20 protein-coding genes are annotated in these 25,228 nt (G+C 54.6%); 17 read left to right on the forward strand and 3 right to left on the reverse strand.

Going from position 1 to position 25,228, the window contains the following annotated elements; genetic code table 11:
• The first annotated feature begins 40 nt into the window (after positions 1 to 40).
• The 9 genes from Pla144_RS14385 (at position 41) to Pla144_RS14425 (ending at position 12,663) form a co-directional block, all read left to right on the forward strand.
• Positions 41 to 1,294 (forward strand): glycosyltransferase family 4 protein, encoded by a 1,254-nt coding sequence (locus Pla144_RS14385; RefSeq protein ID WP_146451375.1) that lies wholly within the window; start codon positions 41 to 43, stop codon positions 1,292 to 1,294.
• A gap of 218 nt (positions 1,295 to 1,512) precedes the next feature.
• A complete protein-coding gene (gene wecB / locus Pla144_RS14390) occupies positions 1,513 to 2,628 on the forward strand; it encodes a non-hydrolyzing UDP-N-acetylglucosamine 2-epimerase (RefSeq protein WP_146451376.1) in 1,116 nt (371 codons plus the stop codon).
• 318 nt (positions 2,629 to 2,946) lie between these two features.
• A complete protein-coding gene (locus tag Pla144_RS14395; RefSeq protein WP_197530692.1) occupies positions 2,947 to 4,842 on the forward strand; it encodes a heparinase II/III family protein in 1,896 nt (631 codons plus the stop codon).
• 275 nt (positions 4,843 to 5,117) lie between these two features.
• Positions 5,118 to 6,887, forward strand: a complete 1,770-nt coding sequence (locus Pla144_RS14400; protein WP_146451378.1) for a tetratricopeptide repeat protein — start codon at positions 5,118 to 5,120, stop codon at positions 6,885 to 6,887.
• Between the two features lie 379 nt (positions 6,888 to 7,266).
• Positions 7,267 to 7,596 carry a DUF433 domain-containing protein gene (locus Pla144_RS14405; protein WP_146451379.1) on the forward strand — a complete coding sequence of 110 codons (330 nt, stop codon included), beginning with the start codon at positions 7,267 to 7,269 and terminating at the stop codon, positions 7,594 to 7,596.
• Position 7,597: 1 nt separating this feature from the next.
• Positions 7,598 to 7,957, forward strand: a complete 360-nt coding sequence (locus tag Pla144_RS14410) for a DUF5615 family PIN-like protein (protein WP_146451380.1) — start codon at positions 7,598 to 7,600, stop codon at positions 7,955 to 7,957.
• A gap of 260 nt (positions 7,958 to 8,217) precedes the next feature.
• Positions 8,218 to 8,415 carry a hypothetical protein gene (locus tag Pla144_RS14415; RefSeq protein WP_146451381.1) on the forward strand — a complete coding sequence of 66 codons (198 nt, stop codon included), beginning with the start codon at positions 8,218 to 8,220 and terminating at the stop codon, positions 8,413 to 8,415.
• A gap of 239 nt (positions 8,416 to 8,654) precedes the next feature.
• Entirely contained in the window at positions 8,655 to 10,337 is a 1,683-nt protein-coding gene (locus Pla144_RS14420) for a TIGR03790 family protein (protein ID WP_146451382.1), read from the forward strand.
• A gap of 796 nt (positions 10,338 to 11,133) precedes the next feature.
• The gene (locus Pla144_RS14425; RefSeq protein WP_146451383.1) at positions 11,134 to 12,663 is read left to right on the forward strand and encodes an MraY family glycosyltransferase; all 1,530 of its coding nucleotides are present in this window, start codon (positions 11,134 to 11,136) and stop codon (positions 12,661 to 12,663) included.
• 255 nt (positions 12,664 to 12,918) lie between these two features.
• On the opposite strand, the gene Pla144_RS14430 is transcribed toward Pla144_RS14425, so the two are convergent.
• Positions 12,919 to 13,695: a hypothetical protein gene (locus Pla144_RS14430; RefSeq protein WP_146451384.1), complete on the reverse strand. Its 777-nt coding sequence runs from the start codon at positions 13,693 to 13,695 to the stop codon at positions 12,919 to 12,921.
• Positions 13,696 to 14,280: 585 nt separating this feature from the next.
• On the opposite strand from Pla144_RS14430, the gene Pla144_RS14435 reads away from it, so the two are divergent.
• The 3 genes from Pla144_RS14435 to Pla144_RS14445 all read left to right on the forward strand — a co-directional run bounded on the left by Pla144_RS14435 (position 14,281) and on the right by Pla144_RS14445 (position 16,143).
• Entirely contained in the window at positions 14,281 to 15,075 is a 795-nt protein-coding gene (locus Pla144_RS14435; protein ID WP_146451385.1) for a hypothetical protein, read from the forward strand.
• 377 nt (positions 15,076 to 15,452) lie between these two features.
• The gene (locus tag Pla144_RS14440) at positions 15,453 to 15,722 is read left to right on the forward strand and encodes a hypothetical protein (protein ID WP_146451386.1); all 270 of its coding nucleotides are present in this window, start codon (positions 15,453 to 15,455) and stop codon (positions 15,720 to 15,722) included.
• Entirely contained in the window at positions 15,715 to 16,143 is a 429-nt protein-coding gene (locus Pla144_RS14445) for a PIN domain-containing protein (protein ID WP_146451387.1), read from the forward strand. The genes Pla144_RS14440 and Pla144_RS14445 overlap by 8 nt, the downstream gene beginning before the upstream one ends.
• Before the next feature lie 433 nt (positions 16,144 to 16,576).
• Here the strand turns inward: Pla144_RS14445 and Pla144_RS14450 are convergent, their stop codons facing one another.
• On the reverse strand, positions 16,577 to 17,818 hold the full coding sequence (locus Pla144_RS14450; protein ID WP_197530693.1) for a PEP-CTERM sorting domain-containing protein: 1,242 nt from the start codon (positions 17,816 to 17,818) through the stop codon (positions 16,577 to 16,579).
• A gap of 1,066 nt (positions 17,819 to 18,884) precedes the next feature.
• Here Pla144_RS14450 and Pla144_RS14455 point away from each other — a divergent pair.
• The 3 genes from Pla144_RS14455 to Pla144_RS14465 all read left to right on the forward strand — a co-directional run bounded on the left by Pla144_RS14455 (position 18,885) and on the right by Pla144_RS14465 (position 22,068).
• On the forward strand, positions 18,885 to 19,634 hold the full coding sequence (locus Pla144_RS14455) for a hypothetical protein (RefSeq protein ID WP_146451389.1): 750 nt from the start codon (positions 18,885 to 18,887) through the stop codon (positions 19,632 to 19,634).
• Between the two features lie 466 nt (positions 19,635 to 20,100).
• Complete coding sequence (locus Pla144_RS14460) at positions 20,101 to 20,865, forward strand: hypothetical protein (RefSeq protein WP_146451390.1); 765 nt, start codon at positions 20,101 to 20,103, stop codon at positions 20,863 to 20,865.
• A 288-nt stretch (positions 20,866 to 21,153) separates the two neighbouring features.
• Positions 21,154 to 22,068, forward strand: a complete 915-nt coding sequence (locus Pla144_RS14465) for a hypothetical protein (RefSeq protein WP_146451391.1) — start codon at positions 21,154 to 21,156, stop codon at positions 22,066 to 22,068.
• 396 nt (positions 22,069 to 22,464) lie between these two features.
• Here Pla144_RS14465 and Pla144_RS24640 read toward each other — a convergent pair whose 3' ends face one another.
• Positions 22,465 to 22,614 (reverse strand): hypothetical protein, encoded by a 150-nt coding sequence (locus Pla144_RS24640; RefSeq protein WP_197530694.1) that lies wholly within the window; start codon positions 22,612 to 22,614, stop codon positions 22,465 to 22,467.
• Positions 22,615 to 22,823: 209 nt separating this feature from the next.
• Between Pla144_RS24640 and Pla144_RS14470 the strand changes: the two genes are divergently transcribed.
• Together Pla144_RS14470 and Pla144_RS14475 are read left to right on the forward strand one after the other, a co-directional pair.
• Positions 22,824 to 23,561: a hypothetical protein gene (locus tag Pla144_RS14470; protein ID WP_146451392.1), complete on the forward strand. Its 738-nt coding sequence runs from the start codon at positions 22,824 to 22,826 to the stop codon at positions 23,559 to 23,561.
• A 798-nt stretch (positions 23,562 to 24,359) separates the two neighbouring features.
• Positions 24,360 to 25,064, forward strand: coding sequence for a PEP-CTERM sorting domain-containing protein (locus tag Pla144_RS14475; protein WP_146451393.1), 705 nt, complete (start codon positions 24,360 to 24,362; stop codon positions 25,062 to 25,064).
• Positions 25,065 to 25,228 lie beyond the last annotated feature (164 nt).

Consider the following 25,228-nt stretch of genomic DNA (forward strand, 5'->3'; position numbering starts at 1 on the left):
TGACTAGCGCCCAGCGCCTAGCAACTAGCGTCTTCTTTCAATGAAAATTCTTTTTTTCTCACATTACTTTCCTCCTGAGGTGAATGCGCCGGCTACGCGGACCTATGAGCATTGTCGGCGCTGGGTGGCGGCGGGGCATGAGGTGACGGTGGTTACTTGCGTGCCGAATTGCCCTGAAGGGGTGCCTTATGAGGGGTATCGCAGTCGGCTGCGCCGCCAGGTGGAGATGATTGATGGGATACGTGTAGTGCGGATCTGGACTTTCATGGCGGCCAACGCGCGGTCGAATCGCAGAATCGCCAATTACTCGAGTTATTTCCTCAGTGCGGTGTGGACCGCGATTTCGCAGGCCAAGCCGGATGTGGTGGTGGCGACTTCGCCGCAGTTTTTTTGCGGGTGGGCGGGGGTGTGGGGAGCACGACTCAAGCGCGTGCCGTTGGTGCTCGAGATTCGCGATATCTGGCCCGACTCAATCGCGGCCGTGGGGGCGATGCGGAAAGGTAAGCGCATTCGCTTTCTCGAATGGCTGGAACGGCGGATGTACCTGGCGGCGAAGCATATTGTTGCCGTGGGGACCGGCTACCGGGATGTGATCACGGGAAAAGTTCCCAGTGTGGCGGATCGGATGAGTGTAATTACGAACGGCGTCGATGGAGAGCAGTTTCGCCCGCAGGCGCCATGCGCCGAGTTCAGTGCCCGGTATGGGCTGGAGGGGAAATTTGTGTGCAGCTATGTGGGCACAGTCGGCATGGCCCATGGGTTGGAGGTGATGATTCAGGCAGCCGAGCGCCTGCGGGAACTGGGCCGTACGGATATTGTGTTTCTGATCGTGGGAGGTGGTGCCGAGCAGGGTAAGCTGGAACAATTGGCGCAGGACAAGGGGGTAGCGGAGCAGGTGGTCTTCACGGGGCGGCTGGGTAAGGAGGAGATGCCCAAGGCGCTCGCGACGAGTGATTGTTGTCTGGTGCATTTGCATGGGACCGAGTTGTTTGCCACGGTGATCCCGTCGAAGATTTTCGAAGCGATGGCGATGCAGTTGCCGATCGTGATGGGGGTTCGTGGCCCAGCGCTGGAGATTGTGATGGAGGCGGGGGCAGGGGTGCCGATGACTCCGGAGGCGGATGAGGAATTGGTTGAGATTTTATTGCGGCTGGCGGATGATCCGCATGAGCGAGAAACGCTGGGGCAGAACGCTCGGGAATATGTGCTGAAGCATTATGGGCGAGATCGGTTGGCGGGGGAGTATTTGAATTTGTTGGAGAGGGTGGTGGGGGAGGAAGGCGCGAGGCGCTAGTTGTTAGGCGCTGGTCAGATAAGAAAGGTTCAAAGCCATTGATTTCCACGGATTTCCCAAGAAGGTTACACATCTAATGATCTGCGTCTCATCCGCAAAATCCGCGTTTGTCCGCGTCTAATTTCTTACTAACGACTAACCACTAACCACTTTTTCTGACTAGCGCCTAAAAGCTAGCGCCTCGCGCCTTTACCGCACTAACCTCTAACCTCTATTTCATGAATCTTCTTCAACTTGCTTGTGTCGTCGGGGCGCGGCCTAATTTTATTAAGATGGCTCCGCTGTTGCGTGCGCTGGGGGCGTATCCGCAGGTGGCGGTGACGCTCGTGCATACGGGGCAACACTATGATGCGAAGCTGTCGGATATTTTCTTTGAACAGCTGGGGATGCGTCAGCCGGACGTGCATCTGGAGGTGGGGTCGGGGAGTCATGGGCAGCAGACCGCGAAGATTCTGGAGCGGATGGAGCAGGTGCTGCGGGACGGGCCTGCGGCGGGGGGAAGCTTTGACCGACTGATTGTGGTGGGGGATGTGAACAGTTCGATGGCGGCGGCGCTGGCGGCGGCCAAGCTGCAGATACCGGTAGCCCATGTCGAGGCGGGGCTGCGGAGTTTTGATCGGGCGATGCCGGAGGAGATCAACCGGATTGTGACCGACGCGATTGCGGATCTGTTGTTGGTGAGTGAGCCGGCGGGGGTAGAAAACCTCACGCGCGAGGGGCGGTCGGCTGACGAGATCCACCTGGTTGGCAATGTGATGATCGATACGTTGAGAGACCAACTGGCAAGCGCCCAGGCCCTGAATCTGGTGAGCGAGTATGGCCTCGTGCCGGGGGGGTATGCGGTGGTGACGCTGCATCGTCCGTCGAATGTGGATTGCCCCCAGACGCTGCGGGGGATTGTTGAGGTGCTGGCCCAAGTTTCGGAGAAGCTGCCGTGCGTGTGGCCGATTCATCCTCGAACGCAAGCGCGACTGACTGACTGTGAGTTGGACCAACTGCTGGAGCGGGCGTCGGCGATTCGCTGTTTGCCGCCGCTCGGGTATCGGGAGTTTCTGTGTCTGGTGTCGCAGGCGAAGGTGCTGGTGACCGATTCCGGGGGGCTGCAGGAAGAAACGACCGCGCTGGGCGTGCCTTGCCTAACGATGCGGGAAAACACGGAGCGGCCGATTACGGTAGAGCAGGGGACCAGCACGTTGATTGGGGGAGACACGCAGGCGCTGAGCCGGGAGTTGGATGCGGTGCTGGCGGGGACCTACAAGCGGGGGACGTGCCCAGAGTTGTGGGATGGGAAGGCGAGTGAGCGGATAGCGAGAATAGTGGTGGGGGAGGAATAGAGGTTAGAGGTTAGGAAGAAATCAGACGCGGAGAAACGCAGATTAAGCGGATAAGGCGCGGATCGAAGTAAAGACGAGGTACTGGGATCTGGGGGCTCGGGACTAGGGGAAGTGATTTGTGATTTGTGATTAGGAAGAATAAGCAATTTCCAAAGTCCAGCGCCTAACAAGTAGCGCCTCGCGACTCATTCCTTCCCAATCAGCGTTCATCCGCGTTCCATTTTTTACTACCGCCTCGTAACTCGCTACTCGCAACTTACTCTCCCTCTAACCTCCAGCCTCTAACCTCTAGCCACTATGCCCACGACTGATTTAGAGATGCTTGTTCAACAGGCGAAAGGGTTGGTAGGGTCTTGGGACAAGCTGGCGCGGGTGGGGAATGTGCTGCGGTATTATCGGGCCGAGCAGCTTGTTCGCAGGGGAGTGGGGATGCTTCGGCCGAGTGTGTTTGCGCGGAGGCCGCAGCGGATTCTGGAAAAAGTCACGGTGCGAGAGGAGGCATTGGGGGCGTTTCGTGGAATTGCCGAGACGAGGGTTTGGCGTTGTTTGGCGACGGCTGAGGAGCAGCGGGACGATCTGGCTCGGGGGTGTATTACGCTGCTGGGCGAAAAGAGGAGTCTGGGATCGCCTATTGATTGGGCGGGAGGCGGAGGGTCGGATCTTGCACGACTGTGGGGGTTTCAGCTTCACTATCAGGAATATCTGTCGGATCTGGCGGCGAGTGTTTCTGCAGAAGACTCGGATGCTTGGCGGATTATATGGGAGACGGTCGGATCGTGGATCACGGGGAACCCCTCTGAAGACTTGACCAAGAGCGATGCTGTGCATCCGAGCGATGCGTGGCATCCCTATTGTGTGTCACGGCGACTGCCGATCTGGGCGCAACTCTATGCGCTTTGCCCCCCTCCGCAGGAACTTGAAGCGGAGTTTCTGACTAGCTTTGCCACGCAGGCGGAGTGGCTCAGTGGCTCGCTGGAGTTTGACCTGGGGGGGAACCATCTCCTGGAAAACTTGCGAGCCTTAGCGCTGGCGGGGTGTTTCTTGGAGGGACCTCGCGCAGAAAGCTGGCTGTACTTGGTCGAGCGACATTTGCCAGCGGAGCTAGCGCGACAGGTGCTGCCCTCGGGTGAGCATTTCGAGCGGTCTCCCATGTATCACTGCCAGGTGCTGGGGAATCTGCTGCAGGTTGGAATCGCGGCCCGAGCTATTCGTCCGCAGCTCTCGGGGAGTTGTCTCGCGATCGCTGCCAAGATGGGTGGCTTCCTGGAGCAGGTGCTCCATCCCGATGGGGAGATCCCCCTGTTTGGGGATAGCTGCTTCGGAGAAGCGTTTTCGGTAGAAGAACTAGATCGTTTGGCCGCTGTCGCAGGAATTGCGTTTTCACCGAAGCAGCTTAATGGTGCCACGGTCACGGGCAATTACTGGGTTTGGCGCGACGGTGAGGATGCATTGATCTTCGACGCGGGGCCGGTGGGAGCGGATTGCTTGCCGGCACACGCCCACTGCGACCTGCTGGGGTTTGAAGCCTCGGTGGGGGGCCAGCGGTGGTTTGTGGATAGTGGGGTCTACGACTACTCTGAAAGCTCGATGCGGGACTACTGTCGGTCGTCATTGGCGCATAATGTGGTGACGTTCAATAATCAAAATTGTTGCGATATCTGGTCGCGATTTCGGATGGGAAGGCGAGGACGGGTCACGCGGTTCGAACATGGAAAGCAGGGTTCGTTTGCCTGGTGCCTGGCTGGCCACGATGGTTACCGTTCGCTGGGACTGCCGCAGATAAACCGCCTCTTAGTGGCCCAGCCGGAGGGGGGATGGGCGTGTGTGGAGTCCGCCCCTCCAGGACAATCGGCAGGGACGTTAGAATCGGGGGAGCTGGTCGGGAGACTCCATCTGGCACTTGGAATGCGAGTTGAATCAAGGGGGCCTCAGCAATTAGAGTTGAGACTGCACGATACGGTCCGCTGGCTGGGGTTTCCGCTGGGGACTGAGTTTGAGTTTGCCGAGGGGTGGTACTGCGACCGATTTGGCAAACGGACTCGGACGCAGGTAATTAGTTATTGGCCGACGACCAGCTCAGCAGATGGCACTCTCTTTGGGTGGTGGTTCGAGCCGAAAGGCGGGGAGAGCGAATTGAGTTTCCCAGGGGAGGGCGGAGTGCAGTTTGCGGCTGGTGGGGAAGTATTTGAGGGAGGAGGTTGGGGAGAGAAGTGATTTGTGATTGGATGAAAAGAGAAAAAAGAAATGGGACGCGGATGAACGCTGATTGGGAAGGAATGAGGCGCGAGGCGCTAGTTGTGAGGCGCTAGTCAGATTCGTGATTAACTCGCAACTCAAAACTCGCAACTTCCTCACCTTATCCGCGTGTCATCCGATAAATCCGCGTTCATCTGCGTTCTATTTCTTCCCAGTGCCTCGCTACCCCCTAACCCCAAGTTCCTAGCCCCCAACCCCCTAAAGTCTTGCAATTGATTGATTCAGTAATACAAATGTTTCGAAATCTGGGCCAGCGTATCGCTGGGCTTGGTGCGGCCATGGTTTGGCCGGTGGAGAAGTTTTTCGGGTGGCTGTTTGGCAGCGTGCTCAACTTCACCGACTATTTCGAGCGGATCGAAGGGCTGTTCTTCGCAGTTGGGCGAGGTCTCTTGTGGCCATTTCGGATGGTGGGCCGACTGATGCCGTCGTCCGTCGCGCGGCTGCTGAGCCTGCCGTTCGTGCTTATCGGGCGGTTGTTTGCTGGGGTCGGAAACCAGATTCTCCGCGTGGTCGAGTACTTCAATCTCGACGGGGTGGTTCTCTGGTTGGTGTGGCTCACGCAGCCGATTTGGAGGCCTTTCGCAGCACTGGGTGGATTCCTGCACGCCTGGTTTGTGACCCGCAATTGGCGACATTTGGTGTGGGGGCTGCCGGCGTTGGTAATGCTCTTGCCGTTCGCCATTGTCTTGGGAGCAGCGGCCTGGAACGGTCAAGGAAAAGTTGTCGGACGCTATCAGACCGCCGTCCGAGAGGCGCTCGAGGCGAAGGACTATGAGCGGGCTCAGCTCTACGAGCGCAAGCTGGCGCAACTGGGAGTCGATACCCAGCTGACGGCTTATCGGACGGCGCTGGCGCTGGCCGAGGAGGACAAGCTCGAGGAAGCCTACGAGCGAATGTTGGTCCTGGCACCCACGGATCATCCGGGCTATCCGGCCGCCCATTTCTGGATTATTCAGCGGCTATTCAATGGCGATCTGGTGGAGTCGCGGGAGGAAGCCCGCGCGCTGGTCAAAACACACCTCGATCATCTTGAGTCTTTGGGCATCCAAGGGGCGAGTGTGCAGCTCATGCGAGCCATGTGGTTGGCGCAGGGGGGGCAGTTGGCCGAAGCGGTGGAAGAATTGGAGCCGTTGGTGCACGTCATGCCGGCGGCGGCCTTTGAACGGATGCGGATGAACCTGCAACTCAAGCAGACTTCAGCAGCACGTCAGGATGCCCGCTCGTTGATCACCCAGATGAATAGTTTAGTCCAACGAGGTTCTTCCCTGGAGGCCACGGAATTGCAGTGGTGGTTTACCGCCGAAGAAATCCTGGGAAACTGGGATCAAATGGGGACGATTCTTGCCCAATGGCGGAAGCTGGAGCCTGAGAACGAGCAGATTCGCCAGGCCTCGGCAGGGGTCGCTCGGCAACAGGCCGACAAAATCTTGCGATCCCCGCTGCCCGACATGGACAAGGTGGCGGAGCTGTTGCTGGATGCTGAAGAGCTGGACCCGAATCCTGAAGCGATGCAGCAACTGGCGGCGGGTCTGTTTCGTGCCGAAAGTCAGAATCCGGATGTTGCGAAGCTACTGACGACACTCGGAGAATCTCCGCGTGTGCCGGCGGAGCTCTTGGTCTTATTGGGAACCGAGGCGGCGATCCGAGAACGCTATAGCGAAGCCCAGAAGTTTCTTGCGGCGGCTCTGGAGAAAGATGACTCCAACCCGATCGCTTGGAACAACTATGGCCTGGTGCTGGCCGATGGGGACGATCCCGATCTGGAAAAAGCGCTCAAGGCGGTGAATCGTTCGTTGGAGATGTCTCCCCAGGAGTACCGGTTCCGTGAAACGCGCGGGCAGATACTGCTGAAACTGGGACAATGGGAAGCCGCGATCGACGACTTGGAATTTGCGCTCAATGGGATGCCCGACCTGGCGGTGATTCATCAATCGCTGGCCACGGCTTATGATGCATTAGGTAACTCGGAGCTTGCCGAGTTGCATCGAGAGGCGGGGCGATGAGGAGTCGGGCTGGAATTCGGGGGCTGGAGACTGGGGAGGGAGAAATGGAACGCGGATGAACGCTGATTGGACGGACTTACACGGATTTCAACAGGAGTGGACTGAGAGAACGGAGAGGGATGAGAGGAACGGCGCTAGCCGCCGGTGAGTTCTGTTTGCATCACATGTCGGCCACATATCTTCTGTTGGTGCTCAGTTGCGGCGAGGCTATAATTGAGTAGGCGTAAGTCAGAGAAAGAGACTGGAAGCTGGGGAAGAAATCAATTCCCAATGACCAATCACTCGACGCTTCCACACAGATTCCCCGGGGGTCCTCGAAATAACCTATTTCTCTAACCTCTCGTCACGACTCACTACTCACTAACCACCCAATTTCCCCATGCCTCTTCCTATCCAAGCTGATCTGCCGCCGCTGTGTGAATCGCAGGATGGCGTGGTCCGGATTGCCGGGACCAGAATCCCGCTGGAGCGTGTGGTGCGGGCCTTTTGTGCCGGTGCAACTCCCGAGCAGATTGCCCAAGACTTCGACGTCCTTTCGCTCGAAGTCGTCTACGCGGTGATCAACTACTATTTGCACCACCGCCAGGAGGTAGACGCTTACCTCGCAACCGCCGACGAGGAAGCAGCCGAGCGAAAGGCCATCTCCCAAGAGCGGTTCGATCCCACCGGAGTCCGCGCGAGACTGCTCGCCAAGCGGGACGGCGCCTGAGATGCTGCGTTTTCTGACGGATGAGGATTTCAACGGGCGCATCGTGCGGGGATTGTTTCGCCGCAAGCAGGAGGTGGATCTCGTTCGAGTGCAGGACGTTGGATTGCAAGGTGCCAGTGACGAACTACTGCTTGAATGGGCTGAAGATCACGCTCGAATTTTAGTGACTCACGATGCACGTACCATGCCTGGCCATGCCCTGGATCGCTTGGCGAGCGGGTCGGTCTGTCCTGGTATGTTTGTTGTCGACGACTTGGCACCCATTGGAGTATGTATCGAAGATCTCTTGCTCGTCGAAGAGTGCAGCGACCCCAGCGAATGGCTAAACCGAATCGTTTATCTACCATTCGTCAGGGGATAACAAAGTGTAGCATTGAGAAAGAAGCACCAGACGGAGAAGAGACGCAAGGCGCTGGTTACTTGGCGCTAGTCAGAGAAAGAGGCTAGAGGGGGGATTCAGGGTTGAGTGAACTGTGTTTAGGGTAGGATTGCCACGAGAAGCACAAAGAGTCACAAGAAAGACGATGGGACTTGGAGCTGGGGGTATGTGTTTTTACCACGGAGACGGGGAGACGCAGGGGATCGACGTGCTCGACCAAAATTTTCGATCGAAGTGATACCATGAATATTGAGAGTGAGTGCGAGCTGAACGTTACACGTGAAAAGTTGGCCAAGCTGCGCGCACGTTTTGAAGAAGTTCGACGCAACGCTACCGACAAGCCGATCGACAAACTTACCCTCCAATCCTTGAAACGCATGATTAACCAATTAGCCGAGGAAATAGTCGTCTACGAGTCGCGGATCGGAGCTGGAAGCTAGTAATTCAGTTGAGTAATGAGAGCCGGATTGTTAGCTACGGATTGTTTCAGCGAGGCATTTGGCGGCAACCAAAAAGGCAAGAAAAGAAATGGAACGCGGATGAACGCTGATTGGACGGATTTACTCGGATGAGAGTGAAAGTTTTGAGTCACGAGTTGCGAGTCGTGATTAGCTCGTAGCTCGCATCTCGTAACCCACGCCTTCTTCCCTAACCACTAACCACTAACCAACAACCACTTATGAAAAATATATACGTCCTAATTCTCCTCACCATTACTATTGCCAGCCTGCCTTCTCTCGCTCAGGCGAAGTTGCGACCCTCGGAAATTGCCATTATTGCGGTGCGGGGGAGTAAGGAGTCCGAGCGGCTGGCGGAGTATTATGCCGAGCAGCGGAAGATTCCGGCCGAGAATATCTGCCTGGTCGTGATGCCCAAGGGGGAGACCCTCGATCGCGAAAAGTGGCAGTGGGCTGTGCGGCCGGAGATTCGCAAGTGGCTTGAGGACAAGGATCCTCAGAGAGAGATTCGCTGTCTGGTGACTACCTGGGACGTGCCGCTCAAGATTGGTCGCGGCAAGAAAGATAGCCCAGCGCTGTTGGACTACCGGGACTATCTCACGGGCGAACGGTCCAAGCGGGTTGCGCTGCTGAAGGATATCACCAAGGAGTTCGAAGTGTTGGCACCTGGGGTGGCGTTGGCAAACTCGTCGAATGGCGTAGCAGATGCTTCCTCCGCTAGTAGTGACCCAGCCGACAAGGAAGCAGCCGCCAAAGCGGAGCAAGCGGAGTTGGAGCAGCGGCTGGAGAAAGCACTGCAGGCGGCCCAGGCGCGGATTCGGCAGCTGAACGATCCCCAGGAGCAGCAGCAGGCGCTGGCCAAGGTGCAGCAGTATGCCACGATGGTCGGCGGAGTGCAGGTGCTGGCCCAATCGCTCCAGAGCCGGATTCAAGCGGAGGGAGCCAAGCCCCCCGAACTCAATGCCGAATTGGAGCGACTGCGCGGGATGATGCTGGCCTATCTGCAAATGCGGCAGGAGTTGGAGGCCGGCGCCCCCGGGATCGAGCGGGATCACATACTCTTGAATGTTCTCAGCCAGGCAGCGGGATTAATCCAGAGCATCAAATGGCTCGATGAACAGATCTCGATTGCTGACAAGAACGAGACCGCGGCCAGTTTCGACAGCGAACTCTCGCTGGTGATGTGGCCGGATGACTACCAGTTGCTCCGCTGGCAGCCCAACTATTTACTGCCGAGGTACAACAATTCGCAGTTGCGCGAAACTTTTCGCACGCTGATGGTTGCGCGACTCGATGCCCCCACACTCAAATTGGCTAAGGGACTTATTGATACTGCCATCCAAGTCGAAGAGACGGGGCTCGTGGGCAAGGTCTATCTCGACGCGCGCGGCATTGGCAAGCTGGACCAACCGAATGTCTCGCCGGGGAGCTATGCCGACTTCGACCGCGCGCTGTTGATCACCGCCGAAGGCCTCAAGGAGCAGACAACGCTGGATGTGGTTCTCGACGAGAAGCCGGAACTCTTTCAAGCGGGGGATTGCCCGGACGCGGCTCTCTACTGTGGTTGGTACAGCCTGGGGAAATACGTCGACGCCTTTGATTGGGCACCGGGAGCTGTGGCCTACCACCTCGCCAGCGCCGAGGCGACGACCTTGCGCAACAAGGAGAGCGAAGTCTGGTGCAAACGAATGCTCGAGGACGGCGTGTGCGCCACGATTGGACCCGTATATGAGCCGTATCTCGTGGCGTTTCCTCGTCCGAACGAATTCTTGGCATTGCTTATCAAGGGGGAGCTCTCACTGGTGGAATGCTACTACCAGACCAAGCCGTTCAATAGCTGGATGATGACGCTCATCGGCGATCCGCTGTATCGGCCGTTCGCGAAGCGGAACGTGCGAAAGTGAGAATAGAGGCTGGAGGTTAGAGGTTAGGGAAGAAGGCGTCAGTGACGAGATACGAGCTACGAGTTAATCACGACCCGCAACTCATGACTCGAAACTTTCTCTCTGATCAGCGCAAATCCGCCCAATCAGCGTTCATCTGAGTCTAATTTCTTTTCTGCCCTTCTTCGTGACTCTTCGTGCTTCTCGTGGCAAACTTCATTCCCCTCCGTTCTCTCGTTTCCCTCCTGTTCAAATCCGTAATACTGAAGAATTCAGATTCAAGGAAATTAGCCGGGGACAAACGGGGATCATCGGAAGTCCTTCCCTACTTAATAAATCCGTAACAATCCGCCCAATCAGCGCGCATCCGCGTTCAATTTCTAAAGGACTGAAAACTCGAATCTGATAAATTGCGCATTTCTAAGAACCCTTCACTAATCTACGCACATTCTTCACAAATGCGTTTATCCCAGTTGATTTCTTGCTATTGCTGCAAGATTCATCTCTCGGGACGACTCGCTGGGAATCCGCAAAATACGCATTCTATCGGGGCAAAAGGCCCAGACGCTATCAGATTAGTTGACATAATGCCCTTCTGTAGTCAAAGTATGACTAGTACTTAAATGGGAAAGGTTTTGGCAGATCGCCTAGACTAAACGTGTTAGACAGAGGTGAGTCACTGAATTAGGCGTTGGTTTTTTCATACTGTCTGGCATGCTGAGAGTCTTCGCATTTCCGCTTCTGAGTAACCGCTGAGAATTATTTCCAACTTAGATTTGTCACTTCAGTCGGCGGCCCTTCCAGGATTCAGGACACCATGTTTTATTTGCTAGCGCTGGGATGCCTCGCGACTGCGCTAAGTTATGTGGCCGCCCATTGTATTATTAGACTCGCTCCTCGGTGGGACTTGATGGATCGCCCTGACGGGCATCACAAGTGTCACGACCGAGAAGTTGCCTTGGGGGGAGGTCTCGCCGTCTTTCTGGCGGCCTCGGTAACACTCTGTGTGGGGGTCTTTTCTTCGGAGTATCTTCGATCCCTATTTGCCAGGGATACTTGGCTTCTGGAAGGCTTGTTGATTGCGTGCGGCTGGATTGTTGCTTTGGGTCTCTACGACGATCGCTTCGGCATGAGGGGGCGCTACAAAGTGCTCGGCCAGGTTGTGGCCGTGATGATCGTGATCGCGGCTGGCCTCGAGATTCGTGGATTTTCTCTCTTTGGCTATAACGTACAACTGGGGTTGCTCTCGATCCCGTTCACCATGTTCTGGCTACTGGGAGCGATCAACGCCCTCAACCTGCTGGATGGCTTGGATGGCCTGGCTACGACGATCGGGATAATTCTCTGTGCCACGATTACCGCAATGGCGACGATGTTTGGCCGGCCGGAAGTGGCGATGGTGGGGGCAGTGTTTATTGGTAGCTTAGTGGGCTTTTTACGCTGGAACTATCCTCCCGCGCGGATGTTGCTGGGAGATGCAGGGAGCATGTTGATCGGATTGGTTGTCGGTTCTTTGGCGATTTGCGGCTCTTTGAAGGGGCCGGCAACGGTAGCCATGGCTGCCCCCCTAGCGATTTGGGCGATTCCGATTTTTGATTCTGCTGCGGCCATTCTGCGCCGCAAGCTTTCCGGCCGCAGTGTCTTCGCAACCGATCGGGGCCATCTGCATCATCTGCTCATGAGTATGTTTGGGAGTAATCCCAGAGTCTTGGCCGTTGTGGCAATCAGCTGTGCCGTAACCTGTGTGGGCGCCCTGATTAGCGTATTCATGGGAAATGATCTGCTGGCTTTGCTTTCGGTACTCTCCGTACTCTGCACCCTGGTCGTTACCAAAGCTTTCGGCCATATCGAATTCGTGATGTTGATCACGAGGATCAAATCCCTCGTGTTGTCGAAGTCGCCAGGCAAAGCGGAACATGAATATTCGTTCCAAATGCAAGGAGATCGTGAGTGGCAGTTCTTGTGGGAATCGGTGATTGAGATTGCGAAAAAGACGTCTCTCGTGAGGGTCGTTCTGGATGTGAACCTTGTTGCCGATCAAGAAGGGTTTCACGCTTCCTGGAGCAGGCCGAGCAAGACTGAACTCCCAGAGCGCTGGAATACAGAGATCCCCTTGTTTTCGGGAACTCATGTGATCGGCCGCTTACGCTTGGTCGGAGTCCGAGCTCTGGGCGTTACTTCCTGCGAGACGATTGCCGAGCTCATGGAACTCCTGGAGCCAGTCGAACTGGAAATTGTGGATACGGCCGACCACCTCGTACCTGAGGAGGTTGAGTTGACTGCCAAGCTCGACCAGCTTCCGTCCACTTCTATGGACCCCGCGCTCGAGTCCATGTCGAGCACTTAACGCGGTCGCTCTACCACGCTGCCCTCTCGGCGTTATTGACCGGCGCTAGTCAATTGCAGGCAGCAATCTTCCCGGGGGCCGGAACGAGTCACATATCTTTTCCGGCAGGGGAAATTAGACGCGGAGAAACGCGGATTGAGCGGATAAAGCGCGGATCATTGAAAGTCCCGCTCTTCATGAAAAAACCGCGTAACTCCGCCTGATCAGCGAGCATCCGCGTTCCATTTCTTCGTTAAACGAAAACCCACCCGGCGGCTAACGGTGCGCCGCTCTCTTTTTCCACCAACTGGCAGCCCCGCAGGCGGCACCGACCAGGGCCAGGCTCAGGTAAGCCGCTGGCTCGGGAATGGCGTAGATGACGGGATTCGGAGTGCTATCCCGAAGGGTGACGGTGATCGTGGCAGCTGTAGGACTACTGATGTTGGTCGCTGAAATCGGCAGGACGGGGATCATGCGATAGTCGAACGCGTCGCCGCTCGTTGATGTGGGTTTGACAACGCGAAAGATCTTTTCACCTTGTTGGTTAAGGTAAGCATCTCCTCCCCAACCTGGGAAGAAGATGGTAGTGAAGGTGAATTGCAACTCTTGGGTCCTGTCGACCTCTTCATTCACTAAATCGAAAGCGTACCAGGGCATATCTTGCATCGAGACGGGACTCACGAAAGCAAAATCATTCGCAAGGTTTGCTGGAGCGTCGTTGCCGAAGTCGACCACCCCATTGAGACCAAAGTTATCTGGCACATCGAAGGGTAAACCATTCGCGCCAATGGCGTCCCAGACCATGGGTGTCGTGGGCAATTGGGCGGGGGTCCAAAATTCGGTTCCATGCAGAGGTTGTTCTCTCCAGGTGTCGATGCGGAGCTTGTTGGTAACCGTGTCGACAACTCCGGTCCAGAGAGGACCTCCGCTACCTGGAAAGCTCTGGCTAGCCCGATCATTAAACTCGAGCCACACCAAGTCGGCGTGCAGAACGTCCCCCAGCGGAGCCAGGGCTCCCAGCATGACGCACGACGATAGCAGGAATTTCCACACGAGAAGGACGCCCCGATCTCTAATCAAGAGGTTTGGTGAATCAAATCAGCCAGAAATCGCTTATCAAATCCTTCGGCGGCGACCCTGCGACAGCTTACCTTCAGCCGCTTAGTATAACACAGGTCTCCGCGAATAGATGCTATAATGCATCAGAAAGAATTACGAACAATTTCGCGACTTAGATGGGGAATTTTCATTGGAAAACCTTTGAGGCTCGGGAAGTCCTTAGAATTGTGCCACAGAGAACTCAGAGAACACCGGGGATTTCCTTGAGTTTATCCCCATCGCCCCAATTTCTCTGAGTCCTCGGTGCCCTCTGTGGCTAACTTTCAAACGTTATTTCAATGAACTTCTTGCAGTTTCAAATTGCAACTCTTCTGGTGATAAGGGTTTAAGGCTCATTCATGCCTTGCGGCCTGGCAAGCATTCATGATATTCCCGAAATTTTTGGAAAAAATGGTTGTGGTGCCTGCTGGCGATGGGTATGATGCACCAAGATCTCGGTCCCGGATGGACGCGAGGTTTCTAGCTTGAATTATCAACTTTGATAGATAACATCGCACTTTTTTAGGGGAGACTCGTCTAATGTTGAAGACATCCAGGGCACTACTTCTTACCACATTAGCCTGCACGGCAATTTTTGCCTTCGCGCTAATCCCGGCCATTTCTCAAGCTACTCCGATTAACTACGGCGACTTCGACGGTACGACGGTCATGTATCTTGACGTCACCGAAGATTCCGTAACCGACAACACACCCTTGTTCGGAGCACCGACGATTAGCGGTGACGCACTCGACTTCAATCCCATCGGCTTCGGAGCGTTTGCTTCAGGTGCAGGTGGCAACGACATGACCGATGGTCAGTTGTTCTTTATGATCCAAGCGAAGCAAGGCCAGGGGATCAACACCGTCTTGCTTTCCGAAGCCGGTGACACGGGTCTTGCTGGATTTGGCACCGATGCGACCTACACCGAGGTGAAGGGTCTCGTCACGGTCGATATTTTGGCAACGAATGTGGGACCTGTGAGTATCAATCATCAAGCGTCCATGTCCTTTTCGCCGTCGGGTGGAACTTACGGTTTGGGGACCGACGGTGGCGGCGGACCTTCCTATAGCACGAACTGGACTGGCGGTGTCCTCTTGGACATCGGTGCGATTCTGGTTCAGAATGGCATCACCGGCCAAACAGCCACCAAGGTGAATATCAATCTCGACAACAAGCTGCTGGCCCTTTCCCAAGAGGGAACGTCAGCCACGATCGCCAAGAAGGACTTCGATAGTTCGGCTGTGACGATCAAGGTGAACGACATCCCCGAGCCAACCACCGCCTTGCTGGCCATGATTGGCATGCTGGCTCTGACCTGCCGTCGGCAGGCTTAGTCCTAGTAAACGCAAATTGATGAACCTCCCCACGGGGCGACTTTGGTCGCCCCGTTTTTCGTGCGCGATTCATAATTGGATTGGTCCCAACGGGACGGTACTAATTCCACACACAACGCTCGTTAATTTCTATGCCGGAGCGCTGGCACAATGTGGTGAATTCCTCCTGAAACGACATGCGATGATGATTTTACTCTTGCTTCTCGATACCGTCGCAGAAAATCACATTCTGAATTGTACAAGCGGCGCTGCTCGATGATGTGTGGCTCAGCACCTCCACCGTGCAGATTCGAGAACGCTGGAATCACTGGCATTACTTGAGAAAACTTGACGCGTGGTTTCCCCGTGTCGTATGATTTATCAGAGGAGCAACCGCTATGAGCATTCACATTGAAATCCCCGAACCGCTGGCCGAGCAGGTGAACCAGGCGGCGAAGTCCCAAGCTAAGTCGCCAAACGACTTTGTCTTGGATGCCGTTCAAGCTACGCTAGCCAACGCGTCGCTTGCTGAGCCTCTGCCTAATGGCGACTGTAGCGATGACCCACTCTTAGGTCTCCTCGCCGACAACCCGGAACTGGCAGACTTCATCGAGAACTCCGCGATGCACGCTCGGGAAACTCGGCCGCTGAGAACTACCAGTGACTAAGTCACTCTTGGATACGGACATCCTGTCGGAGATTCTAAGGAACAAGAATCCGGTTGTTGCAGCCCGGGCTGCTGCCTATCGATACGACTTTAGCCGCTACACAATCTCCAGCGTCACGGTGATGGAAGTGGTGTGCGGCTACAAGAAAGCTGGGAAGTATGAACACCTGGAGGAGTTCCGTAGACGCCTCGCCCGCGTCGAGATACTCTCGTTTGACGCGATCACCGCAGATCTCGCCGGGTGCATTGACTCCGATTTGCAAAGTTCAGGACAAGTCATCGGTCGCGCAGACCCTATGATTGCCGCCATTGCCATCAACCACGACTTGGTGCTTGTGACTGGCAACACGAAACACTATCAACGCATCCAAGCCTTGAACTATCCCCTGCAGTTAGAGAACTGGCGAGTTGCCGCCCCTTAGTTTTCAGTCTGCTTGCTCATCGACTTCACTCCTTGCAGTTCCCGGATGATGAGATCAACGAGCCAGAATCGTACCTGGCCGATATTTGCCATCAGCTTGGAATATCTGACTCCGACAAGGAGGACTCCGAATGGCTATTCACGACTCGCAACTCGTGACTCGAAACTTTCACTCTCATCCGCCCAAATCCGCCCCATCAGCGTTCATCCGCGTTCTGTCTCTTTCTCCTCCTCCGTTGCCTCAGTTCCCTCCTGTCCAATACTCTTAGTCTGACTAGCGCCTAGCGCCTCGATCAAACGAGTTTCTCTGCCAGAACTGTGAACGGCTTGTTGTCTCCTGCGGTGGCAGATGATCCATTCCCCCCCCCCAAGAAGAACACCGACCCGCCGCGGGGCGGGTCGGTGGACTGCAGGGTCTTGGGGGAATTCCCCGCTCAAATCAACAGCGTTGCCTGCCGTCGCCGGGCGAGTCCTACGATCCCCGCCAAACCCAGCAGGAGCGCTGAGCTGGGTTCGGGGACTTTCACCAATTCGCCGACCGCTTCGATGGCGTTGATGTCGATGATCCCCCCTTGTTGGGGTCCTCCTCCCACGATGCGGAGCGCACCCAGGGTATACAGGTGGTCCCAGGCGTGGGCACCGTGCTTGAGGAAGCTGGGGACTAACCCCGCGGCCGTCCCCTCCAGCACGAAGAGCTCGCTCCCGGTGGCATAATAGCCGTCGGGATCGGTCGGATCGACGATCTGATTGATGCTGAAGATGATCGCGTCGCCCAGTCCGCCGAATTGGTTCTCTTCTCCGTCGTTATCATTGACCATCAAGGCATCGAGATTGATCGCATCGCGGCCGAACTTATCCAGCCGGTTGTAGCCGCTGGTCGGAGCCATCCCAAGGAGCGACTCTACGGCCGAGACAATAGTCGCATGCGAAATGTAGGGGAAGCTGGTAGTGGTGGGGATGTCATAGGTGAAGACCGACGTCCCCGCGCCCGCCATCACGTCGTCTTCGAGTGAGTACTTGTTCGCATCCGCCTTGAACGCCGGTTCGGGGCCCCAGACTTCGACACTGTCCAGGTCCTTGGGTCCGGCCATGGTCTGAATATCTCCGATCGCGGCCCAGCCGAGCTGAATCTCGGGAGGGGCTCCGGAAAAAATGCCGGAGACCTCGACCGACACTTCGGCAGCGCCGAAGATGCTGTTCAAATTGGAGAGGCCCACGGGACCGACCAGCGGCACGGCGGGGGCAAACACGAGAGGGGGCCCACCGGCAGCACCGGGAATCGCGACGACATCATCGTGCGAAAAGATGAGGTGTGCGCGATCCTCGCGGAGTTGGCTAAAGAGTAAGTCGTGGACGTTGGCGGTCGCGTCGACTTGTTGCTCGCGAGGGTAATCGACTCCCCGGCTGAGGCTGTAGTCCAAACCATCGCCCGTGCCACCGATGCCGTCCCAGGCGACGATCTGCTCGGGGTCGAGGACCCCCATAGAGTCTTCATCCATGTCGCGGGAATACTCTTTGCCGAAGACAAGCTTGGGGACGATGACCCCCGGTCCGATGGCCGGGAAAGCACCCGGAGGAATCACGACCGGCGTGTAAGGAGCCGCCGAAGTGGTTTCGAGCGAGCTCAGCGCGACGAGCGCGGCACCCACGCAGGATGCCAGAGAGATACGAATCATGAGTCTATCTCCTTGAGTAGGGTCAAGCCCTGAGAGCCAGAAAGCGGCGTGACCCCCCATCACCGCAAACTGGAAACGGATGAGAAGCGAAACGAACAAGGCGAGATAAGTGAAAAACACCCAGCGGCGTGAGTTCGCTCGGTCTCGCCGGCAAGATACTCCTCCGCTGTCCTGAACGTATTCGCTTTCGAATGGGGAGTCAAGAAAAATAGCAAAAAATTAATAGAGATAGGTAGGAGCGGCACCCACGTGGGGGGGGACGGGATCCCCGAGGAAGTAATCCCAGGGAGCGCATCCCCCTGGGTACGCAACCCCTAACCAAAGAGGATTTCTCGCAGAGGCACAGAGACGCACAGAGAGATTGGTTTTTTGAATGCTGCGCTGTCTCCGCGTCTCTGTGAGAGATAATCATCTTTAGGATCCGCGGAAATCCGCCCAATCAGTGTTCATCCGCGTTCTATTTCTTTCTCTTCCTCCGTTGCCTCAGTTCCCTCCTGTCCAATACTCTTAATCTGACTAGCGCCTAATAGCTAGCGCCCAGCGCCTAGATCAAAGAGGGGAAATTAGACGCGGAGAAACGCGGATTTAGCGGATGACCGCGGATTATTGAAATTCAAATCCTTCTTCCAAAATCTGCGCAAATCCGCCCAATCAGCGTGCCTCCGCGTTCTATCTCTTACTGCTGGAACCAAATAGGATTTCTCGCAGAGGCACAGAGGCACAGAGCGATTGTTTTTCGAATGCTCTGCTGTCTCCGCGTCTCTGCGAGTGATAATCATCTTTAGGATCCGCGGAAATCCGCCCAATCAGCGTGCCTCCGCGTTCTATTTCTTCCTGACAGAATCTGCGTATTTCTCGCGTTCTAGGTGCTTCTTGCGTGATTTCCGGCGGAGTCATGGCGACTACCCAGCCGTCCTGGGATGTGAAGATTTGCGGAATTTGGGGATTTTGGCGGAAAAAGTGTTTTATTGCGGTGCCGGGTCGGTTAGACTGGTCCTGGCGGCAAGTTATGTTATCCAGCTTTGACTTCCGACTAACTATAATTCGCTGAAATGAAGGTCTAGAAATGAATCGATTTCTCGCACTGTCTATCATTTTGACATCATTGCTTTTTCCTGGTGTTGCCAATGCTGATCTTGTTATCAGTGCATTAGGTCAAACTTACACAGAGAACTTTAATAGTTTTGCCGGAACTGCTGCCACCATACCTGCCAATTTTACGTGGTCAGATAGCGACTTTAGTCCTGGTGGGATTTACGATGCGTCAGGTGCCTATATTAACTCGAATAGTACCTATGCCCTCGTTTTTGGAGATACCAGCGAGCGTGCTTTTGGATCAAAATCGCCAACATCAGGTACTGATTTTCTCAACTGGTCGTTCATAAATTCCACTGGTGTAGACATATCGACTTTTGCAGTTACGTGGGATGTCGAGCAGTATTCCCAAAACACTAGATCGACTACAGTCGACTTTAATTACAATTCCAATGGCGGAGGCTTTACTCAAAGCGGAGTTGTTGGGACGACATTGACTTCAGCCATTACGGGTACTGAGTCCAATCTCTCTTCAGTCTCGACTACGTCTAGAAGCGTAATCGTAAACCTTTCAACTCCTCTAGCTTCTGGCCAAAGCATTTTATTCGGCTGGGGGATTGCAAACGGTGCTGGTTCTGGAAGCAATGCACATATTGGCGTCGACAATTTGACTGTTACTGCCGTTCCCGAACCCTCGGCCTTCCTCTTCGGAGGTTTGATCTGCGGTGTGTTGGGTGCGAATCAGCTCCGCAAGCGGATGGCGAATAAAGTTAAGAGCTGAGAGTCGAGAGACCAGAGCCAATCTAATAACACCCAAGCCCGCGCCTCGCCGCGGGTTTTTTCTTGCGCCGCATCTGGATCATCAGGCCCGCGTCTCCAGGTCACGCCAAGCAATGCAAAGGAGAGGGGCTGGGATCTGGGGGTTAGGGACTGGGGATTAGGGAAGAAGGCGTGAGTTACGAGATTCGAGCTGCAAGTTAATCACGACTCGCAACTCGTGACTCGAAACTTTCACTCTTATCCGTGAAAATCCGCCCCATCCGCGTTCCTCCGCGTTCTATTTCTTTCTGCCCTTTACAGTCCAAGGCCAAGCTGGATTGGTTACACGAAAATCGGTGACTAGAATCCTCCCTTTTTGCCCGAGATAAAGTTTGCCCGGTCAGCGTAATCGGTTACACTGGGGCGTACTAGAAAAAGTTCTCAGGCTATCCATTTCGGACCTGCACCGCTCGCTCGAGGAACTCAAGATGAACCGTTGGCTGCTGTTTTCGTTGTTGATTCTCACAGTGTTTACCTCCCAAGCCGCGCTGGGGGACCTGGTCGCCTCGGACGATTTTCAAAGTGGCACCACCAGCGGCGGAACGGGGTGGATCACCGGGTGGACCTCCGGCAGCAATTACAACAACGGCCAAAGCAAGATTGACGGCACGCGTTCCCTAGGCCTGTTTGGAAATACCAGCACTTCGCGGTTTGTCACTCCCTCAATAGTCACCACGGGCACCACAGTAGACATTTCGTTCAGCTTCCGTGCGGACTGGAACGTGTTTAGCTCAGGACAGATCGGAGTCAACGTTTTAAACGCCGCTCAGGCGCCGCTGCTGACCTACAAGTTCGCGAGTGGATCCTCCGATTTGAAACTGAACGACGGCGGCAGCGACTTTAGCGTGAGTGGAATTACGTTTGCTCAGAGCGCGATTTACGACTTTACCTTCACGTCTGATATCAGCTCGAATCTCTACTCTTTCACCGTGGATCGCAGAGACAGCTCTGAGTCCGCCTCGGGGAATAATTATGCGTACACGGGGCGAACCACCGGTTCTTTCGGCGGACTGGTTTTGTTTGCCAATACTCCCAACACTTCGGGTACCGATGCCTTCTTCGACAGCATTAGTATCACCGCCGTGCCCGAGCCCTCGGCATTGCTCCTGGGCGGGATGGTGTGCAGCGTGCTGGGCGTGAGATACGCCCGCAGGCGGCTGGCCGGTGCCAAACCGCATGCCGACATCGGCTAACGCCTTTAGGGGAAACCACTTACAGCTGGCGCAAGTTTGCGATAGCCGCGGACTTTTTTATGCGCTGGGATAAAGGCTCTCTGCCTTTGAAAACTCTCCAGTAATGTCCCTAAAGCATTGGCTGCATTGAAGTTGCACCATCTGAGTACCTCAGCGTAGGAATCCGGATGCCAATCCCAGAATCCCCAATAATGCTCAAGAAAACCCTAAAACTATTGACCTGGGGTCAATACCTGATACTCTGAGTGGAGTTTGAGGAAGGTACCATTTCTTATCGAGGGACAATCTATGAAGAAGCTGCTTATTGAAACTGTTGCATCAAATAGTCTCTGTTATCTGATCGCACTATCACTCGCCGTTTGTTTGTGTGGAACTGCTCACGCGGTAGTGGTGGTTAACTCCTTCTCCGCATTACCTGCCACGCCAAATGACAATGTTTGGTATCTGAGTGATATGAGAGGTGCGGGGACCGCCTCAATTCCTGACCTAACAGGTGAAGGAGGAAATCTCGAATTCAGTCAGCCGCTACCAACCGGGGCAGCGAAATTGACTACTGGGGCATCTGTGAATGACAAAGCTGAAGTTGGAACCTTTGGTGACTTTGGTTCGGCCGTGACTGCCCTTAACTCGGGCACGTTCGGGTATAGCTACTACAAGCAATCAGTCGGTGACGGCAACGCGTTCGCCGCCCCTTCACTCAAGCTGACTCTTTTCGCAGATGGGGGAACGGGTGACAACTATGGTACCCTCGTCTATGAACCGAATTGGAATCAGGGTACAGGAGGTTCTTCCGCCGTGCCAATGGACGCGTGGCAAAATATAAGCATCACATCTTCCACGGGATCCGGAGCGGACCCATCTGAAGGATGGTGGTGGACTGGTGGCTTTGAGCAGGGTAATACTGCAGGTGGCCCTCCGATCAAGTCTCTTGGAGAGTGGGCGACTCTGTTCAGCGCTGATTCAGACTTCGCAAATGCCAGAGTCGTAGGAGTCTCCGTTGGAGTCGGTACCTACAACTTAAGTCAGACCGGCTATTTCGATAATGTATCCATCGCGATCTCAGGCGGTTTAAATGAGACTTTTGACTTCCAGGCTGTTCCCGAACCTTCCGCCTTCCTCTTTGGTGGCTTGGTGTGCAGCGTGTTGGGAGGCAATTACCTCCGCAAACGATTCAAGGCTGGCAAGCAGACTGCTGAAGTCTGAGTCAAATAGAAACCTGTAATCTACAAATAAAAGCCCGCGAGCATTCGCGGGCTTTTTTCATGCGCTGGGGTTTCTCTTGCAGGGGAGGGAACTGACTAATCAAAATATCTTTCCAGTGCGCCAGTTTTTCCTTGCCACCTTCATTAAAAATCGCGGCACTGCAGTTAATCGACTGTGGAGGCCCTGATCAACCTTTCAGAAACATAGCCCCCTCTTAAGTTGCCAGAAAGATCGTTCGACGAGAAGCTCCCAGTATAACCGCTCGGCGTCGTTCAGATCTTCATAGCCCGCCAAGCGGCTGTAGCTCGACTGCTGCAATGGGTTTCGGGCCAAGTGCGGCTAGTTCGTGCCGAGGCGTGAATCGGTTGTCACCTCGTTGCCCATCTTGGTGAGCCCCTACGCTCGATCCAGTGCGCCGTAGGCCAGCAGACCAGCGTCACTGGTGACCTTGCTGCCGCAGAAGGTCAGCTTCAACCGGCTGTCAAAACTGACCCGCAAATCATCCGTACTGGCGTCACCCGCGGGGTTTCCCCGCCAGCTTGGCATGAATTGCGTCAAATCCCTTGTTTTCAAGGGCTTGGCACAAGTCGCGAGTCAAAACTGGGAAAATCATCCGGGGAATCGAGGCTAGGTTCTTCCGGTTTAACGACTAGAGAACCAATAAATCGGGCGAAAATTATTGACTAGGTGTGAATTTCTGATAACCTGGGTACTGCCCGCGAGATTGGCAATTCTAATACTATTAGGGAGTTTTCATGAAAAAACTATTTGGTGCGCCTGCTCTGTTGTTACTCGTCTTGAGTCTAGCATCTGTTACTCAGGCTGTTGTTGTCGTTCCCACGTACGACACGTTCGGCACACTGGCCGGTGCAACTTTTGGTGGCTCTGGTATCCCCAATGATGCCGTGGCCATCAGTACGATCGTCGATGGCTCGAACACCATAACCCTAGGCTTGACTGCGCATCAGCGTTTTGTTGGACCTAATCTGCCCAATGATGGTGCAGGAACCTTCACTGCCCCGACTGGAGTGAGTGCTGGGGCATCCTTGTGGAACTTCGCCTACTACATGGATATTAGTGGTGGTGGCACGTTTGCCGATTATCAATTCAATGTTCTTTATGATTTCGACAAAGCAGTCAACACAGATTCTGCTGATCTGGGTAACTTGGACATTAACGCCGGTATAGTTGCGTTGGGTGGGACACCTGGCTCCTTCACGCTCGTTCAGGACAGCCAAAACTTGACGTTTGGCTTCTTGGGTACAGCTTCTTCGTTCGTCACTCCTCCGTCTGCAACCTACGATCCCAATGAGGTTGGCCAATACTCGTTTGCCCTGCAAGTCTTTGATGGAAGTTCGACCTTCCTGGGTGAATCTGCAATCATCGTAAACGCCGTCCCTGAACCGTCGGCATTCCTCTTTGGCGGTTTGATCTGCAGTGTGATTGGCGGCAACTACCTCCGCAAGCGAATGGCGAATAAAGCCAAGAGCTGAGAGCGCAGCGTCTCGAGCCAAGCGAATAACTCCCAAGCCCGCGTTTCGACGCGGGCTTTTTCATGCGCCGAGGCTGGATGAACAGGCCCTCGTCTCCAGGCCACTCCAATCAATGCAATAGCCACGAAAAACACAAAAAGTCACAAAAAGAAAATCAAGCCGACGCGTCCTCTAATATTTTTGTGCATTCTTGTGTTTCTTGTGGCAATTCTCCTCCACCTCTGTTGACTCAGTCCCCTCCTGTTCAAAATCTCTCAACTACGAACACCAATAAATAGAACACGGATAAACGCGGATTGAGCGGATGAAGCACGGATCACTAGAAGTCCCACCTTGGGATGGACCGGGATCCAGAAAAACCACCGACTTACCCTGACGATCCAAGCTATAGCTGCAGCGCCAAGGCATTCAGAGCGACAAATTACAGGTGATTCTCCCAAGAAAAGAACATTCAGATGCGTATCACCTAAGCCACCTTGTCGCATGATAAGTCGTTTTGGTCAAAGCACTTGCACATTTCGTGCTATGGTGTCCGAGCTTGACCATCTGCTTCCTAGAGACTTCCAAAAGTGCGTCCTATTCGTCCAATAACTGATCTTTTTCTCAAAAACTACTTGATTTCGCCTCTTGCCCCTCTATATTCAGGATCAAAGAAATAGGGTTTTATCTCACTCTTCTGTGCTCAGCTATTCAGGTGAATGCTATTAGAGTGGTCGCTCGCTAATTTGCGAACGGCCTGAATGGTAAAGGACAATTGTATTTTTGATCTGCCATAGACTACTCTCAGGAAAACTTGCTATGAAAACCACGACAAGACTATTTGCTTTTTCGATGTTGCTTTGCTATTCGTCTTCCGCGTTTGCTGTTCTGGTTGGCCCAACCGGGACTGCGCCTGGTGGCAATTCGTGGGTAAACACAGGAGGAGTTAGTGGGACCGAAGCGCTTGCGACTTGGGACTACTCAGGTTTCAACCCTGGATCATTTAGTGCACTCTATTTTGGTCTTAATCAAGTGGACTACGGACCGCTAGCTGCGACGATCAATGGCGGTTCATTGAATCCTTTGTCCTACGTAGGGTCCTCAGGGACGACTGCAACGTGGAGCGTCTCGGCTCCCTACACGAGTGCAGGAGGAACTGGCGATCCACCATCAGGGAACTACCCTATTACATTCACAATGACTGTCAGTGGTCTTGGCCCATCCCCATGGATCGATGCAACATCTTTAGGGCTCTCTGCTGACATTGGAGCGGTTGCCGATAATTCTGCGGGAGCTGATTTCACACTTCATTGGCAAGTCCTTGTCGACATGGGTTCTTACGGTATTGTCCCTTTAAATGGACCTGGTGGTGTACCAGGTAGTAATCATACCGGTTTTTCGTTTGCAGATGGGTTCTATTCCACCGCTGCGGTACCCGAACCTAGTTCGTTTTTGTGTGTAGGTCTGGTTGGATTGGGACTAATTGGTTGGAAGAAGCTGAAGCAAAATCGCGAGAGCAACTGACGCTTAGTCTAAGCCGATTATACACCCGATCAGCCTCCACAGATGCCATAAGGCTTTCCGCCTAATCCTGCCATGGGTGGTAGTTACCTCCGCAAGAGACTCAAAGCTGCCAAGCAGACTGCTGAAGTCTGAGTCGATTGAAAATCTATGTCTTACCACGAAAA

The organism is Bythopirellula polymerisocia (assembly GCF_007860015.1).
GTDB lineage: Bacteria > Planctomycetota > Planctomycetia > Pirellulales > Lacipirellulaceae > Bythopirellula > Bythopirellula polymerisocia.